At 66.4% G+C, this 16,713-nt stretch carries 13 protein-coding genes; 4 read left to right on the top strand and 9 right to left on the bottom strand.

The window, feature by feature from the left end:
• Positions 1 to 31: 31 nt before the first annotated feature.
• From bcsA to FHY19_RS18520, 9 genes are all read right to left on the bottom strand, one after another.
• Positions 32 to 2,176, bottom strand: a complete 2,145-nt coding sequence (gene bcsA / locus FHY19_RS18560) for a UDP-forming cellulose synthase catalytic subunit (RefSeq protein ID WP_259167684.1) — start codon at positions 2,174 to 2,176, stop codon at positions 32 to 34.
• Positions 2,177 to 2,261: 85 nt separating this feature from the next.
• Positions 2,262 to 2,759 carry a hypothetical protein gene (locus FHY19_RS18555; protein WP_259167683.1) on the bottom strand — a complete coding sequence of 166 codons (498 nt, stop codon included), beginning with the start codon at positions 2,757 to 2,759 and terminating at the stop codon, positions 2,262 to 2,264.
• A gap of 28 nt (positions 2,760 to 2,787) precedes the next feature.
• A complete protein-coding gene (locus FHY19_RS18550) occupies positions 2,788 to 3,243 on the bottom strand; it encodes a hypothetical protein (RefSeq protein WP_259154919.1) in 456 nt (151 codons plus the stop codon).
• A 190-nt stretch (positions 3,244 to 3,433) separates the two neighbouring features.
• Positions 3,434 to 4,615 (bottom strand): nicotinate phosphoribosyltransferase, encoded by a 1,182-nt coding sequence (pncB, locus tag FHY19_RS18545; RefSeq protein ID WP_259154921.1) that lies wholly within the window; start codon positions 4,613 to 4,615, stop codon positions 3,434 to 3,436.
• A 303-nt stretch (positions 4,616 to 4,918) separates the two neighbouring features.
• On the bottom strand, positions 4,919 to 5,887 hold the full coding sequence (locus FHY19_RS18540) for a glycosidase-like protein (protein WP_259167682.1): 969 nt from the start codon (positions 5,885 to 5,887) through the stop codon (positions 4,919 to 4,921).
• The gene (locus FHY19_RS18535) at positions 5,869 to 7,161 is read right to left on the bottom strand and encodes a hypothetical protein (protein ID WP_259167732.1); all 1,293 of its coding nucleotides are present in this window, start codon (positions 7,159 to 7,161) and stop codon (positions 5,869 to 5,871) included. The genes FHY19_RS18540 and FHY19_RS18535 overlap by 19 nt, the downstream gene beginning before the upstream one ends.
• A 46-nt stretch (positions 7,162 to 7,207) precedes the next feature.
• Positions 7,208 to 9,115 (bottom strand): glycosyltransferase family 2 protein, encoded by a 1,908-nt coding sequence (locus FHY19_RS18530; protein ID WP_259154937.1) that lies wholly within the window; start codon positions 9,113 to 9,115, stop codon positions 7,208 to 7,210.
• Between the two features lie 13 nt (positions 9,116 to 9,128).
• Entirely contained in the window at positions 9,129 to 10,163 is a 1,035-nt protein-coding gene (locus FHY19_RS18525; protein ID WP_259167681.1) for a hypothetical protein, read from the bottom strand.
• A gap of 130 nt (positions 10,164 to 10,293) precedes the next feature.
• Positions 10,294 to 11,133, bottom strand: coding sequence for a glycosyltransferase family 2 protein (locus FHY19_RS18520; protein ID WP_259167680.1), 840 nt, complete (start codon positions 11,131 to 11,133; stop codon positions 10,294 to 10,296).
• A 355-nt stretch (positions 11,134 to 11,488) separates the two neighbouring features.
• Between FHY19_RS18520 and FHY19_RS18515 the strand changes: the two genes are divergently transcribed.
• From FHY19_RS18515 to FHY19_RS18500, 4 genes are all read left to right on the top strand, one after another.
• Positions 11,489 to 12,646 carry a phosphotransferase gene (locus FHY19_RS18515; protein ID WP_259167679.1) on the top strand — a complete coding sequence of 386 codons (1,158 nt, stop codon included), beginning with the start codon at positions 11,489 to 11,491 and terminating at the stop codon, positions 12,644 to 12,646.
• A gap of 45 nt (positions 12,647 to 12,691) precedes the next feature.
• A complete protein-coding gene (locus FHY19_RS18510; RefSeq protein WP_259167677.1) occupies positions 12,692 to 14,863 on the top strand; it encodes a TonB-dependent receptor in 2,172 nt (723 codons plus the stop codon).
• 267 nt (positions 14,864 to 15,130) lie between these two features.
• Positions 15,131 to 15,706, top strand: coding sequence for a nicotinamide riboside transporter PnuC (gene pnuC, locus FHY19_RS18505; protein WP_259167675.1), 576 nt, complete (start codon positions 15,131 to 15,133; stop codon positions 15,704 to 15,706).
• 105 nt (positions 15,707 to 15,811) lie between these two features.
• Positions 15,812 to 16,540 carry a UTRA domain-containing protein gene (locus FHY19_RS18500; protein ID WP_205392446.1) on the top strand — a complete coding sequence of 243 codons (729 nt, stop codon included), beginning with the start codon at positions 15,812 to 15,814 and terminating at the stop codon, positions 16,538 to 16,540.
• Positions 16,541 to 16,713 lie beyond the last annotated feature (173 nt).

The raw sequence follows: 16,713 nt of genomic DNA, 5'->3' as shown, positions 1-16,713 counted from the left end.
GCAGGGGAAAGGGAACTACCACGCATCACGTTCACGACTCCAGATCTACCGCGCGCGCCGGACGGAACCCCTGGCGCGTGCTATCCACCATATGCCGGCCCAGGCGCCCGAACCCGCGCGCACTGGCCGCCAAGACCTGACCCATCGAGCGCCAGAACGAATCGCGATCGTGCTGGCCCCATTGCGACAACCAGATATCGGCGCGCGCAAAGGTGGACGCCACCAGCCAGCGCTCCTGCTCCATCGACATCGCGGTGAACTGCACGCTGACCTGGCCATCGCGGTCCTGCCGCACCACGGCCGGCAAGGTCTGCTCGATGCCGCGATGACTGAGTCCGATCTGCACCGCCAGGCCGGGTTCGATCGGCTGCGGCTGCGCGAGCTTGATCGCCATGCCGCCGGTGGAAAAATTCACCGAGCGGCATGCCAGCGCCCCGCCGTCGGGCAGGTACAGATTGACCGGGATATCCAGCGGCACACGGTGCGCGCTGCGCACCTGGCGGGTTTCGCTGGCCGTGGCGATCGTGGCGCCGAGCAGCACCATGTTGTAGAGCGTCCAGGCCAGGTTGAACCAGATCGTCTGCTGCTCGCCGCTGCCGCCGACGTAGATCAGCCGCAGCACGCCGGCGATCACGCCGACCACATTGAGCAACAGCAGGAACAGATACGGCTTGGCGATCTGCGCATCGAAATAACTGCGCGCCACCAGCCCGCCCTTGGGCGTGACGTTGAACTTGCCGAGCTTGGGATTGAGCAAGGCCACCAGCGTGGGGCGGAAGATGTACCAGGCCAGCGTGGTCTCGTAGACCTCGTTCCACAACAGATGGCGGAAGCGGCTCTGCACGCGCAGGTTGGTCAGATTGGCCTGCAGGATGTGCGGCAGCGCGTAGGCCAGGATCATCAACGCCGATGCCTGGATCACATGCGCGCCGAAGAACAGGTACGCCAGCGGCGCGGTGAGATAGATGATGCGCGGCAGCCCGTAGAAGAAGTGCAGCATCGCGTTGAGATAGCACAGCCGCTGCGACAGCTTGAGCCCGCGACCGAGTAACGGATTATCGATGCGCGCGATCTGCGCCATGCCGCGCGCCCAGCGGATGCGCTGCGCCACATGCCCGGACAGGCTCTCGGTGGCCAGTCCCGCCGCCTGCGGCACCGCCAGATACGCGGTGCGATAGCCGCGACGCTGCAATTTGAGCGCGGTGTGCGCATCTTCGGTCACGGTTTCCACCGCCACACCGCCGACCTCTTCCAGCGCGGTGCGCTTGATCACCGCGCACGAGCCGCAGAAGAACGTGGCGTTCCATTGGTCGTTGCCATCCTGCAACAGGCCGTAGAACAGCTCGCCTTCGTTGGGTACCTTGCCGTGCGTATCGAGGTTGCGCTCGAACGGATCCGGCGAGAAGAAGTAGTGCGGCATCTGCACCAGCGCCAGCTTGGTGTCGCGCAGAAACCAGCCCATCGCCACCTGCAGGAACGAGCGGGTCGGGATGTGGTCGCAATCGAAGATGGCCACGTATTGACCGCTGCACTTCTTCAACGCCGCATTGATGTTGCCGGCCTTGGCGTGCGCATTGTTGGTGCGGGTGACGTAGTTGATGCCGACCTCGGCGCAGAACTCGCGGAACTCGTCGCGGCGTCCGTCATCGAGCAGGTGGATGGTGATCTTGCCGGCCGGCCAATCGATCACGCTGGCGGCCAGCACGGTAGTGCGCACTACCGACAACGGCTCGTTGTAGGTGGGGATGAACACGTCCACGCTCGGCCACAGGCTCTGGTCGGCAGGCAAGGGCGCCGGCTTGCGATTGAGCGGCCACAGCACCTGGAAATAGCCGAGCACCAGGATCACGAATGCATACAGCTCCGCGCCGAGCAGGCCCAGGCCGAGAATGAAATCCACCGCGCTGCCCACGCCCATGGTCTGGGTCGTGCGCCACCAGATGTAGCGGCACGACACCGCCAGCGACATGCTCATCATCATCAGGATGACCACCCGCCCGCCACGGTTGCGCACCGCCAGCGCCACCGCGAACAGCACACCGGAAAACACCATCTGCTGGGTGACATCCATCGGCACGGCCACCACGAACACCAGCAGCAGGCCACCCAGCAGCCACAGCGCCCAGGTTGCCAGCGTGGGCAACGGTGATGCGGAACGAAGGCGGGCTGTGGTCATCGGGCAATCCTGGAAACGTGGCAGACGTGCGGCAACGCAGCGGCAATCGCCTGACGCGCTTGCCGGGAAGGACGGAAGTGAGGCGTCAACGCGAGCGCAGGCGCTGCAGCGGGCTATGCGCAGAGCTGCGCGCGTCGGCCTGCAGCAGGCGCTGGAACAGTTGTTCCAGCGGTGTCTGCGCCGGTCGCTCCGGCGGCGGCGATGCGCGCACGCCAGGCTCCTCGCGCTGCCGCAATTTGCGCAGCGGCGCCAGCGCATCGCCCGGCGATCCGTTGGCTGTCTGATCGGTGGGTGCTGCGACGTGCATCGCAGGCGACGGCCGGTCGGCAAGCGGCGCGGCTGGTGCGACCGCTGCAACTGAGGGCGCTGCCGGCACGTGCACCGGCGCCACCACAGCTTCCAGCGCAGCCGGCGCGGCCTGCCCCGTTGCCGGCGCCTCGGCAGGCGTCACGCCCGGCTTGCGCGGCGGCAGCTGGGTGTACGCAAAGTCGTGATATCCCTCGCTCGCCTGCGTCCCCAGACGCGCGAACAGGCCCGAGACATCGTCGTGTCCCTGCGCGTTTTTGGTGTTCTTCGGTGCCATCACAGTCCCCTTGCCCGATCGCACATGGTCATGCCGTCCGCGCCAACACAAACAGGCGCAGATCGACGGTATCGGCCGGCGCGCTCTGCACCGCCAGCCCTGCCAGCATCCCCAATTGCTGGAACCATCCCTCATACACACCCTGCAGGAAACCGTCGCTCCATGCGGCCCCGTCCAGCGCCACGCTCAACGGCGCACCGCCATGCCGGATCTGCACATGGTCCGGGTGTTCGTCCATCGTGCACTGGCCCCAGTCGCAGCTGTCCCAGATCGCGTTGGCGGCCTGTTGCACCTGGTCCAGCGCGATGCAGGGCGCCAGCCTGTGCTCGCGCGCAAAGCGGCGGCCGATCCGGGCCATCAAGGTGGCCAGGTCATGCTCGGGCAGCTCGGCGCCGAATTCCTCGGCCATCGCCCGCACAAAGCCCAGCCACTGTCGGGAGCAGCTCCGCGTGCGGTACAGCGACAAGGGGTCGAGTGCAGGCATTCAACAGGCTTCGCGAGGGAGGGACGTCACATACGACGGTTGCACTAAAAGTGATGCAAGCGTGATGCCAATGTTAACGTTTGCCAACTAGCGATTGAGAGATGCATCTCACTTTTCCGGGCATTCCCTGACAGCGGCACATACTTTTTGGCAGTTAATGCCGGCCTGCGTCAGTCGTTGCCGCCCCCGGTCAGGCGCCTTCGGGCATCGGCGGCAGACCGAACACGTCGCGCAGGTAGCGCAGGTAGCCGGCGTCCTCGCACATGCTCTTGCCGGGCGAATCGCTGAGCTTGGCCACCGGCTGGCCGTTGCAGCGGACCATCTTGATGACGATCTGCAACGGCGTCGGCCCCAGGTCGTTGGTCAGGCTGGTGCCCACTCCGAAGGCCAGCCGGCAGCGGGTGTGGAAGTGCGCGTACAGACGCATCACCTTGTCGATGTTGAGGCCATCGCTGAAGACCAGCACCTTGGTCTTGGGATCGATGCGATGGGCTTCCAGGTGCGCGATCACCCGCTCGCCCCATTCGAACGGGTCGCCGGAGTCGTGGCGCATGCCGTCGAACAGCTTGCAGAAATACAGGTCGAAATCGCGCAGAAACGCGTCCAGCCCCACGATGTCCGACAGCGCAATGCCCAGATCGCCACGGTACTCGCGCGCCCACGATTCCAGCGCGGCGACCTGGCTGTCGCGCAGCCGCGGCCCCAGCGCCTGGAATGCCTGCAGGTATTCGTGCGCCATCGTGCCCAGCGGGGTCAGCCCGTAGTGCTTGGCGAAATACACGTTGCTGGTGCCCACGAACTGCTCGCCCAGGCCATCGCGCAGCAGCGGCAGCAGCTCGCCGTGCCAGTGCCGCGAGTAACGGCGACGGGTGCCGTAGTCGGCGATCTTGCAGCCAGCCGGCATGTTGCGCAGGCTGCTCACCTTGGCGCGCAGGCGGCTGCGGCCCTCTTCGAAATCCGGCTCGGAGGTGTTGCGGAACCACACCTCGTTGATGATCGCCAGCAGCGGCACTTCGAACAGGATGGTGTGCAGCCACGGGCCGCGGATGGTCAGCTCGATCTCGCCCGGGTGGGTGGCCGACGCCGACAGCTGCAGATACTTGCGGTCCAGATGGAACAGCGCCAGAAAGTCGGCGAAGTCCGGCTTGATGAAACGCAGGCTGCGCAGGTAGTCCACCTCGTCCTCGCGCAGGCGCAGCCGGCACAAGGCATCGATCTCGCGCGAGATCTCATCGATGAACTGCGCCAGGTCCACGCCCGGCGTGCGGCATTTGAAGCGGTACTCGACCTGCGCGGCCGGATGCTGATGCAGCACCGCCTGCATCATGGTGAATTTGTACAGGTCGGTGTCGAGCAGCGAATGGATGATCATGCGGCCGGATTATGCCCGCAGCGGCGGTGGCCGCGCGTGCATTGGGCATGACCGGAGCGCCGGCCGCGATGCACCCGCCCTGCGCCCAGGGCGCACGCTCCGGCACGCTGGCCAGGTCGAAGTTTCGAGGGTGTCCGCGAGGGCGCATGGGGCCATCGGCTGTTCGGTGCCACGCAGCAGCGGCGCCAGTCAGCTCCACAAGGCCGCCGATCGCAGATCCACTCCCCGAGCGCCTGCACAGTAGGATGACCACCCGCAACGGCCGCGCCGGCTAGTCGCCAGGCACGGCCGCCCGTCGATGCATCAACGTGCCAGCACCTGCTGCGCCGGCTTGCCCTGCACGGTGAAGTCGCTGTCGCCCGGGCCGCCGGCGGCAGGGTCGGTATACCAGCACCACAGCGCAATGCCGTCCACGCCATGGGCCTGCAACACGGTGCGCCACTGCTGCAGCACCTGCAGTTGCAGGCGGGTATCCACTGCGGCGGTACGTTGCTCCGGGCTTTCCCAGGGCGCTGCCAGGCTGCCGCGCGCCGAGCGCAGGCCCAGTTCGGCCACCCACACCGGCTTGCCCACGCGTTGCCCCAGATCCTGCAGGCGCTGCGCGGCGGTAGTCATTTCCGCAGCGCGCGCGCCGGCAGCGTCGGACAGGCGCGGATACAGGCTGGTGCCGACCGCGTCGAACAGCGACCAGTAACGGAAGGTTTCTGCATGCTCCATCCCGTCGGCCACGTACAGCAGCTTGCCGCGATAGACCTTGCGCACCGCCGCGACCAACTCTGGCCATTGCGGTGCGTCCTGCAGCTTGCGCAGTTCGGTGCCGACCACCAGCGCCTCGGCGTGCTCGTCTTCGGCCAGCTGCGCCAGCGGCAGCAGCGCCTGTTGATACGCCGCAAACCAGGCGGCCTGATCGGCGGGCGCCACCTCGCCGGCCCAGTGACCGGGCACCCACACGTGCACCTTGAGCGTGGGCTGCAGGCCGGAACGATGGCTCTGCCGCAGCGCTGCGCGCATCGCATCCAGGCTGCTGTCGCTGCCCAGCACCGGGTCGTTCGATTGCGGGTTCGCCTGCCAGACGAAGGCCACCAACAGCGCCTTGCGCGCACCGGTGGCAGCCAGCGCATCCAGCGACTGCGCAGCGGCAGCGCTCTGCCACGGCGCATTGGCCGAGACCTTGACGTTGGCACCCATCCACATCGGCGCGGCCGCGTTGCAGCCATTGGCCAGCAGGCACACGGCGAGCAACGCCGCGAGAATTAAAACGCGCTTGAACATGCGGCGGACACCTCGCTGGTGGGCGCTGCACTGCCCTGCACGCACTTGCCCGTATGCAACGTTGCGTTACCGACGTCCGGCTGAAGCGCGGTGGCGGCTGCAGGGCCGGCTGGCGCGGCAGCGCTCAGCTGCGCTGCCACATGCGCCTGGATCGCCGCATCCGCCTCGGCCAACAGGGTCACTGCGGCCGCAGCGGCCGGCGTCGCCACGCGCGCGACCGGCAGCGACACCGGCGCGGCCACGACCACCGCCTCGCCCTGCAGCAGCGACTGTTCGTCGGCAGGCGCCGCACGCATCCAGCTGCCCCAGCCCTGCGGTTGCACCCAGGCCGCGCCGATCAGGCCGAGCAGCAGCAATCCCGCAGCCTGACTGCGCTGGTCGGCCTGCAAGGCGCGCAGCAACAAGGCCGTCGGCACCCACAGTAGCAACAAGGCATCGAAACCGGCCCAGCCGAGCGCGAACGAGAGTGCGGCCGCACAGATCACCGTGCCGGCGCTGGCCACCACGCCACGCATCAGCGCAGCGTTGTGCGCCCGCGCTACCAACGCCAACACCGGGAAGCAGGCCACCGCCGCCACGCCCCAACGCACCGCCGGCAACCAGCCTTCGGCCTGCGCGGCCAGCGGCAACGGCAGCGGACTGGCCGCGTGCCCGATGCTCGACAAGGTCGGCCACGGCGCGTTGAACACGGTCAGATTGACGTAGGCCCACATGCCGACCAGAAACGCAAACGGCAGATAGCACACCAGGTAGAACGAGCCCGGCGCCTTGCGCAACATCTGCGGCGGCATCACCAGCAGCAGCCACGGCGCCACCATCGTCGACAACGCCAACGTCTGCAGATCCAGGCACAGCAGGATACACAGCCACCCGGCGATACGCAGGTAGGTGAAGGCTTCCACCGGCGCCTGCAGGCGGCGCAGCGTGCGGCACAAGCCATAGAACGCCAGCAGGCCCACGGCCTGACTGCCGCCCGCGGCGATCGGCAGCAGGAACAGCGGGTTGCAACCCACCAGCAACGTCAGCCCGCTGGCCCAGCCGCGCCCGAACACGCCAGCCAGATCGCGCCACAGCAACGACAGGAACAGCGCATTGGCAGCCACCGCCAGGAACGGCCATAGCTGAAACGGCAGATCCCAACGGTGCAACGCCAGATCCACCGCCCATGCCAGCAACCCGCTGGCCGGCACACCGATGCCGGGCGTGGTGGTCGGTGCAACAGCGCCCAGCGACTGCACCAACAACGGCTGACTCAGCAGCGACAACGCCACCACGGCCACCAGAAACGCCGGCAAGCCACTGTCGCGACGCGCTACCGGCTCACTCTTCGAGTGCGGCGCGGCGTTCGTTTTCCGAATGCTTGCTGATGCCATGCGTGGTCTTCTCCCAATAGAACGGATTGCGGATCAACTGCCATAGACCCTTGAAGGCGGCGATCGATTGCAACGCCCAGTAAAACGGTACCGTCAACGCGTACGGCGCCAACTTGAAGTAGTCGCGCTTGAACGCGGCCACCAGCGTGATGTAGATGAAGAACGCATTGGCCAGCAGCAGATTGACCATCGAGATCGCGGCCAGCCACGGCGGGAAGATGGCATCGAACACGCGTGCACCGCTCAGCACGCTGACCAGGCACAACGTCCACATCACCGGCACACCTAGTGCGATGAAGAAATTGCCGCCGATAAAGAACTGGAAACCCCAGAATCCCTTGAACCCGGTGCTGCGATACAGATGCACCGGGTCGCGCATGTGCACCAGCCAGGTCTGCATGTAGCCCTTGAGCCAGCGTGAGCGCTGCCGGATCCAGTTGGGAATGCTGACGTTGGCTTCTTCGAACGTGGTGGAATTGACCACGTTGACGCGGTAGCCGTTCTGGATCAGCCGCACGCCCAGGTCGGCGTCTTCGGTGACGTTGTACGGGTCCCATGCGCGCACCTGGCGCAACACATCCAGACGGAAGTGATTGGAGGTGCCGCCCAGCGGAATCGGGATGCGCAGGTATTCCAGCGCCGGCAGGTAGAAGTCGAACCAGAGCGTGTACTCCAGCGTGAACATCCGCGTCAGCCAGTTTTCGTCGGCGTTGTAGTAATTCAGCCGCGCCTGGATGCACACCACATCCTTTTCGGCCTTGCGGAACGCCGCCACCACGCGCTTGAGCTGATCCGGCTCGGGTTTGTCTTCGGCGTCGTAGATGGTGAGTAGTTCGCCACGCGCAAAGTGCAGCGCGTAGTTGCAGGCCTTGGGCTTGGTCTTGGGCTGCGATGGCGGCACCCGGATGATTTCGAAGAACGCTTCCAGGCCGAGTTTCTTGGCCGCTTCGATGGTGTCGAAGTCGTCGGCTTCCAGCACCAGCTTTACGTCGAGCTTGCTGATCGGGTAATCGAGCTTGCGCAGCGCGTTGGCCAGGATCGGCAACACCTCCGGTTCCTTGTACATCGGCACCAGCACGGTGTAGACCGGCAGGTCGTCGTCGCGCAGCGCGGCCACTTCGTCTTCGGTGACCTTGATGTCGATGCGGTGGCGCGAGCCGAACCACACCAGCAACAGCTTCAAGCCGAACGTCGCCAGGAAGCCGAACGCCACCAGCACGTTGACGGCGATCAGCGTAGGCACCGGGAACAGCACCATCGCGATCAGCAATACCGCCGCGATCGCCCACAACGTGAACTTCTGCCCGCGCGTGACCACCTGGCGCGCCGAGTAGGTCGGTGCGTGCGATGCGAGCAGGTTCAAGGCGTTGTCGGTGAGCTGCTCGTCGGCGTAGCGCTGCAGGCTCCAGATGATGTCGAACTTGGCAGTGCCGACAAACCGCACCTCTTCGTCGTAATGCGCACGCGCCCAGGCGAACAGCGCCGGGTCGGGGTCGGCCACGGCCAGTACCAGCACGCCGTCTTCGCGCTTCCACGGCAACACCAGGCGTTGCGCATAGCTATCCAGGTCGCCGGGGGTGAGCAGGCTCGGATCCGGCGGCTGCTGCACAAGATCGATGAACTCCAGCCCGAAGTGCGCGGCGACGATGGCGTAGAACCGCTGCGCCGGTACACCGCGCTGGGCCAGGATCACATCGCCCAGGCGCGAATTCCAACGCTGCTGCAAGGCCAGCGCCGAGCGCAGCTGTTCGTCGGTGATGACGCCTGCCGTGACCAGCGCGCGACCCAACAGACCACGTTCGCGGCCGATGTCCGGCGCCCGTCCCAGCGCTTCCATTTCGCAGGTGACCGTCATTGTCGTGGCGTCCTCAGAAACGCCACCAGGCGGCCACGAAGGGCCCGCCTGCGGCGCCGGTATTGCGGCCCATCACCGGCTGTTGGTAGCCCAACTGCCACTGGCTGCCACCCGGCGCGGTGTACAGCGTGGACAACTGCAGCTTGGTGAGGTCGTAGTTGGTGCCGGTGGCGACGAAGCCAACGCCGCCAGCAGAGCCGGGGACATCAAAGTTGCTACGTCCGTTGCCCAGGCCCTGGATCACGTTGAGCTCGCCCAGCAGCAACCAGCTCGGGGTCAGGCTCAGGCCGGTGGATGCATCCACCCGCACCTCGTCGGAGGCGGCACTGCCGCGCAGGCGCACTCCGCCACCCAGGTCGACGTAACCGTTGCGCTTGCCCAGCGTGTAACCGCGCCCACGGCTGTAACGCAGCTCCAGGCCGTAGTCGCCCAGACCGAGTGCAGGATCGGAATTTGCGCCTAGAGTCGGGGTGGGATGGTAGGTCTTGCTGCGGCCGTAGGCTGGGATGCTCACCAATGCCTGCACCGAACTGCGCCAAACGTCGTCCGGCGCGCTCGGCAGTGCATAGCGCAGGCCGATTTCCTGATCGGCAAAACCAGTCGTGCTGGTTTTCTGCCGGCCATCGCCGCCGTAATTGCTGAAACCGACATCGGTGAAATAGAAATTGCCGATGAAGCTGAGCTTGTCGGTCAGACCATGCTCGACATAGACATTCAACTGCTCCTGGCGGCTACGCCCGTTTCCGTCGAATGGCTGGCCTTCACCGAAGGTCGTGCGGTGATGGCTGTCGTCGAACCATCCTCGGCCGTCGCTATGCAACGCTTTGACGATCACCAACGTGTCGCCCTGCGGCTGGGTCCAGGCACCGGCGATGGCGCTACCCGGCAACGCGGCCAGCGCGCAGCTCAAGGCGAGTGCCGACATCGCGGCCACCGACAGGCGGCGGGCGTTACGGGCAGGAGTAGACGATGCAACAACCGGACTGGACTGTCCGAAGGTAAGGCACGACTGACGTACCCGCGAGCGCGGGTCGTTCTGTAAGGACATTTGTACGATTCCTGATGGGGGACCCGTTAGGGACAGGAAGCACGGGCTAGATCACACTTCGCGGCGAAACGTATCACAGTTTCGACCGCGCCCTCATCACAGATTTATCACCAATTTAACGCCAGCAACTTCATTTCTGGCGCAACAATCGCGGCACTTGCACAGCAGCATGGGTCCAGATCGCCAGCCACACCCCGACCCGGGTCAAGGGCCCACGCTGAGCGGCCTCGAATTTGCGGAAATACCGCCACAATCCGCGATGTTTATGCCACTCCACGAAAAATGGCCGCGCACGACTGGAGACGCCGCGCACATGCACCACCTGCAGGTCGTTGGCCACCGCGACCAGTGCGCCAGCCTGGCGGGCGCGCCGGCACAGGTCCAGGTCCTCGGCGTGCAGGCGGTAATGGCCGTCCCAGCCGTCCAGGCGATCGAACAGGCTGCGCTGCATCAGCATCAAGGCGCCCGAGATCGCATCCACCGGCTGCAGGGCAAGCAACGGATTGGCGGGCACGGCGAGCTGGGCAGCGGCACGCGGCGCGCGCAGCATTGCGGCAAAGTCCGGGTCGCGGCGGCGCACGGCCGCATCCGGCCGACCCTGCTCGTCCACCTGCTCCACTCCCAGCAGCACCGCCGCATGCCCATCGGCGCGCGCGCACAACTGCACCAGGGTATCGGTTTCGACCATCAGATCCGGGTTGATGAAGACCAGCCAGGGCGCATGCGAGTCGCGCGCCCCCTGATTGCAGGCGGTGGCAAAGCCTGGATTGTCCGGGTTGGCGATGAAGTGCACCCGCGCATCGGCCAGCGCATGCCGCTGCACTACGTCCAGGGTGTCGTCGCTGGACGCGTTGTCGACCACCCGGATCTCGCCGACGCCGTCGGCCGCACGTAGCCGCGACAGGCAGGCATCGATGGTGCTGCTGCTCTGATAGGTGACAACGACGGCGGCGATCTGGACTGGAGTCATCCGGCCATTATCCGGTGCCGGGAGCGCGCAGCGCCATCGCGGCAGCGTGCCGGCATGGCGGCCGGCGGCGGCACGGGGCATACTGCGCGCCCGACGGCCGCCACGCGGCCTGGTTCGGCGCCGCCTGCGGCACTCCCACACTTGATTGTTGAGATGACGGCCAGCGACCTTTCGGTTTCGCGCTGCCCTTCCACTCCATGTCGCGCGAACGCCTGATGGCGCCAACGCGACAACGACGGCCCGGCAGCGCCGTCCGTGTTGTCGCCGGCCTGCGTGCCGGATACACCGGATCGGCCTCGTGCAGTTGGTCTATACCACTGATGTTTTCGCCAGCATGGCTGCGGAGCGCGCGCCCATGAGTGCGACCCATCAGGTGCATGGCATGAGCCTGGAGCTGGCCCTGCCCGACTGGCCGGCACTGAGCATGGATGAAATCCGCCACGTGCTGCAGCGGTTCGCCGGGCTTGGTGCCGACCAGGGCGTGCATTGGCACAGCGCGCGTCCGTTCTCGGCTGCCGCCTGCGTACAGACCGCGTCCGGCGCGGTGATCGTCAAACGCCACCACCGCAGCGTGCGCAGTGTCGCCGCCTTGCGCGAAGAACACAGCTTCATGGCGCACCTGCGCTGGGCCGGCGCGCCGGTGGTGGAGGTGCTGTACGCGGCTGACGGTCAGACCGCTCTTGCGCAGGACCAATGGGTCTACGAAGTGCAGCGCGTCGGGGCCGGGCGCGACCTGTATCGCGATGCATTGTCGTGGACGCCGTTTAGCCACGTCGAGCATGCGCAGGCCGCGGGGGCTGCGCTTGCGCGGCTGCACCACGCTGCGCAGGGCTTCGATGCGCCGCCGCGCTCCACAAATGTTCTGGTCGCCAACCTGCGGCTGTTTACCCAGCAGGATCCGGTGCAGGCGCTGCAGCGCGCCTTGCCAGCGCGGCCGCAGCTGGCTGCAGCGTTGCAGGCGCTGCCCTGGCAGCACGATCTGGCCACGCACCTGCTGCCCTGGCATGCGCGTGCCTGGCCGCTGCTGTCTGCGCCGGATGCGATGCCGCCGCTGTGGACGCATGGCGACTGGCACGCGTCCAATCTGCTGTGGAATACCGACCACGGCGCCGGCGAGGTCAGCGCGATCTTCGATTTCGGATTGAGCGATCGCAGCAGTGCCTTGTTCGATCTGGCCACCGCGATCGAACGCAACCTGATCCCGTGGCTGCAGCTGGATACCGGCGCGCGCGCGCAGGCGCAGCTGCAACAACTCGACGCCTTGCTGGATGGCTATGCGCTGCATCGCCCACTCAGTGCAGGACAGCTGCGCTGCCTGGCCGCGCTGCTGCCGATCGTGCATGCCGATTTCGCCTTGAGCGAGATCGAGTACTTCGCCGGCATCACGCGCTCGCCCGACAACGTGGATATCGCCTATCACCGCTATCTGCTGGGCCACGCGGACTGGTTTGCCAGTGCCGATGGTCAAACGCTGCTTGCGCATCTGCATGCGCGTGCGGCGCTGCTGCGATGAGCGGCAACCCCGTCTATTTCCTCCCCCCTTTTGCGAGTTCTGTGCATGTCCCGTCTGTCGCTAGTTGCACTTCCCCGTCGCCCGCTGACGCTCGCCCTGGCGCTGGGCCTGGCCACCCCTGCGTTGGCGCAACAGCAGCAACCCGGCGCGTCCGCGGTGCAGCTGGACACGGTCAACGTGCTGGGCGAGCGCAGCGATAGCAGCACGGCGCTGGGCGGCTTCGGCGCCACGCGCCTGCTCGATGCACCGGCGTCCATCGCAGTGATCGAGCGCCAGCAATTGCTCGATCGCCAGGCGCGCGTGCTCAGCGAGGTGCTGCGCGCCGATGCCTCGGCCGGCGATGCGTATGCGCCGATCGGCTATTACGAGAACTTCGTGGTGCGCGGCTATTCGCTCAATGCCGCCAACAGCTATCGCATCAACGGGCTGAGCGCGGTGGGCGAGCAGTCGATTGCGCTGGAAAACAAGCAGCAGGTGCAGATCCTCAAGGGCCTGGCCGGGCTGCAGTCGGGCGTCAACGAGCCGGCCGGCTTGATCGACTACCGCACCAAGCGCCCCGAGCACGTGCGCAGCGTGACCCTGGGCACCGACGAGCAGGGCTCGCGCTATGTCGCCGCCGATCTGGGCGACTGGTTCGGCGCCGAGCGCACGCTCGGCCTGCGGGTGAATGCCGCGCGCGAAGACATCGACAGCTATGTCGATCACGCCGATGGCTACCGCAACTTTCTGTCGCTGGCCGGCGACTGGAAGATCAGCGCGCAATCGCTGCTGCAGCTGGACGTGGAATATCAGCATCGCCAGCAACGCTCGGTGCCCGGCTACCAATTGCTCGGTGGCACGCAGGTGCCGCGCGACATCGATGTGCACCGCCTGCTCGGTTACCAGCCGTGGGCACGACCGGTGGAAATGGACTCGCTCAACGCGCAGTTGCGCTATGCGTATCAGTTCAACGACGACTGGCGCGGCACTGCCGAGGCCTCGCGCAGCCGCTCGGCGATCAACGATTTTTCCGCATTCGCCTGGGGCTGCTACGGCGCGGCAAGCTGTGCCGACATCGCCACGCCCAACTTCTTCAGCGCGCAAGGCGAGTACGACGTCTACGACTATCGCAGCCCCGACGACACCCGCGTGCACGATCAATTGCGCGCCACCCTCGAAGGCCATGCGGTCACCGGCGTGCTGGAGCATCACCTGAGCATCGGCGGCGACTGGCTGCGCCGCACCATCGATCGTTTCGGCTCGGTCAACGAGTTCGTCGGCAGCGGCAGCATCGACCGCGACCCTGAGGTCTTTGCACAGACCGATGTGGCGCTGGACCCCAAGCAACGCCGCCTGGATAGCCGTCAACGCGCGCTGGTGCTGGCCGACCGCATCGGCCTGGGCACACAGTGGGAACTGGCGCTGGGCGCGCGCGCGGTGCGCCTGGACGAGCGCGCCTTCGACCGCGATGGCCTGCTGGAACGGCGCACGCGCAAGGATGCGGTACTGCCGCAGGCTGCGCTGCTGTTCAAGCCGCAGCAAAACATGTCGCTGTATGCCAGCTACGCCAAGAGCCTTGCCGCCGGTGGCACGGCGCCCTGGTTTGCCGACAACGCCGATGAAATCCTGCCGCCGACCAATGCCTACCAACTGGAAACCGGCGCCAAGCTAGAGCTGGATGGCCTGCGCCTGGGCGCGGCGCTGTTCGATATCCGGCAGGCGTATCAGTTCACCCAACCGCAGGCCGATGGCGGCCTGCTGTTCGTGCAGCAGGGCCGCCTGCACAACCGCGGGCTGGAACTGTCTGCCGACGGGGCCGCCACCGAGCAGTTGCGCGTGTTCGCCAGCGTCGCCGCCATCCGCGCGCGCGCCGAAGACACCGACATTGCCGCCTACGAAGGCCATCAGGCGATCAATGTGCCCAAGCTGCGTGCCAGCGTGCAGGCCGACTACAGCGTGCCTGGTGTCGATGGCCTGGCGGTGCTGGCAGGCGCGCAATACAGCGGCCGCAAGTTCGCCGACCGGCTCGGCAATGCCAGCGTGCCGGCCTACACCGTGGCCAACCTGGGTGCGCGTTACGCCACTGCGCTGGGCGGGGTGGCGACCACCTGGCGTCTGAACGTGGACAACGTGTTCGACAAACGCTACTGGCGCGATTCCGGCGAATACCAGGGCGATGCCTATCTGTTTCCGGGTGCGCCGCGCACGGCGCGGCTGACGGTGCAGGTGGATTTTTGAGGCCTGCTGCCCCCATCCGCCCTTCGGGCACCTTCCCCCGCAGGCGGAGGAAGGACGTCGAAGCGAGCCAGCCGTGCTTGTGCGTGTTTCAGGCAATGGCTGAAAACAGCAGGCACCAGTTGAAGGCAGGGGCTCAGCGGTGAGGGCGCTATCGCGTTTCCATCGCACGCAGATTCGGGGCATCGCGCAGCATCCACTTCCGACCGCACCGCTGTTTTGCACGGGTTGCACCTCTCCCACCGCTGTCCCCTTTCCATCAGGCATTGCATGTCGTTGCTCGAATCCATCGCCGTTGTGATCAACCTGCTGGGCGTGTGGCTGACCGCGCGGCGCATCCGCTGGTGCTGGCCGGTGGGGATCGTGGCGGTGGCCGTGTACGCCTGGCTGTTCTATCAGTGGAAGCTGTATTCGGACATGCTGCTGCAAGGGGTCTACGTGCTGACCCAGCTTTATGGATGGTGGCACTGGCGGCGCGGCGCCGCTGCAGAAACGCGGATTCGCCCGCTGCCGATGCCGGCTGCGGAACTGTGGCTGTCGCTGTGCATCGGCGCGGCGTTCGCTGCCGCGCTCGGCGCCTACATGCATCACCGCACCGATGCCGCACTGCCCTGGCTGGACGCGGCACTGGCCAGCTTCAGCCTGGTCGCCAGTGTGTGGGCGGCGCGCAAGCGCATCGCCAACTGGGTGTTGTGGATCGTGCTCGACTGCATCTACGTCGGCGTGTTCGTCAGCAAGGCGCTGTATCCCACTGCCCTGCTCTACGCGGGCTTCGTGGCGTTGGCGGTCTACGGCTGGCGCAGCTGGAAAACCCAACAGACCCGGAACCTGACAACGGCACGCTGAGCCCGGTGCGGTTTGCGTGCGCGTTCTTCTTTACCATCGCGGTATGCACGATCTTCATCTCATTGCCTGGCCGATGGGCCGTATCTCCAAGTGGCGGCGCGCCGCATGACCGCCTCGCGCCAACATGCCATCACCGACATCATCGCCGCGCAGATCGCCGCCGGCGAATGGGGCCCGGACCAGCGCCTGCCGGTGGAGCGCGCGCTGGCCGAGCGCTTCGACTGCACCCGCATCACCCTGCGTGAAGCCTTGCAGCATCTCGAAGCCGAAGGCCGCATCTACCGCGAGAACCGCCGTGGCTGGTTCGTCAGCGCACCACGCGTGCGCTACGACCCCACCAGCATCGCCGGCTTCATGCAGTACGTGGCCGCGCAGGGGCGCAAACCGCGCACCGAACTGCTGAGCGCGACCCGCCAGCCAGCAGGCGCTGCGTTTGCGGCCGCGTTGCGCCTGGACACGCCCTACGAGGACGTCTTCGTGCTGCAGCGCCGGCGCTGGATCGACCGCCGCGCCGTGCTGCTGGAAACCAATGTGGTGCTGGCAGCGTGGGCGCCGGGCCTGCTCGAGCACGAGTTGGCCGGCTCGCTGTCGAGCGTGTTCAACCAGAAGCTCGGGCTGTTCCTGAGCCGCGCGCAGCTGTCGATGCATCCGGCCGGCCTGGACGCCACGCAGGCCCTGCTGCTGCAGTCCACCACCGGCACGCCGTGTTTCCGCCTGCGGCGGATCAGCTTCGCCGAAGACGGCCGCGCGGTGGAGCTGGATATCGAATCCTGGCGCCACGATGCACTGGATGTGGTGGTGCGCACCGATGCGCCGACGCGGGATGCGCTTTAGCGCCGGGATTCGGGATTCGGGATTCGGGATTCGGGAATCGGGAATCGGGAATCGGGAATCGGGAATCGATGACGAGCATCGCGTACGCCTTTCTTCGCTGCGTCTGTCGTGCATCGTTGCGACCTGTCCGCGGCTGACAACACGCCAACGGCTGAAGTGGATGCGTCATGCAC

Source organism: Xanthomonas sp. 4461, from assembly GCF_024806475.1.
GTDB lineage: Bacteria > Pseudomonadota > Gammaproteobacteria > Xanthomonadales > Xanthomonadaceae > Xanthomonas > Xanthomonas arboricola_F.
This window is presented reverse-complemented; position numbering and strand designations above follow the sequence as displayed.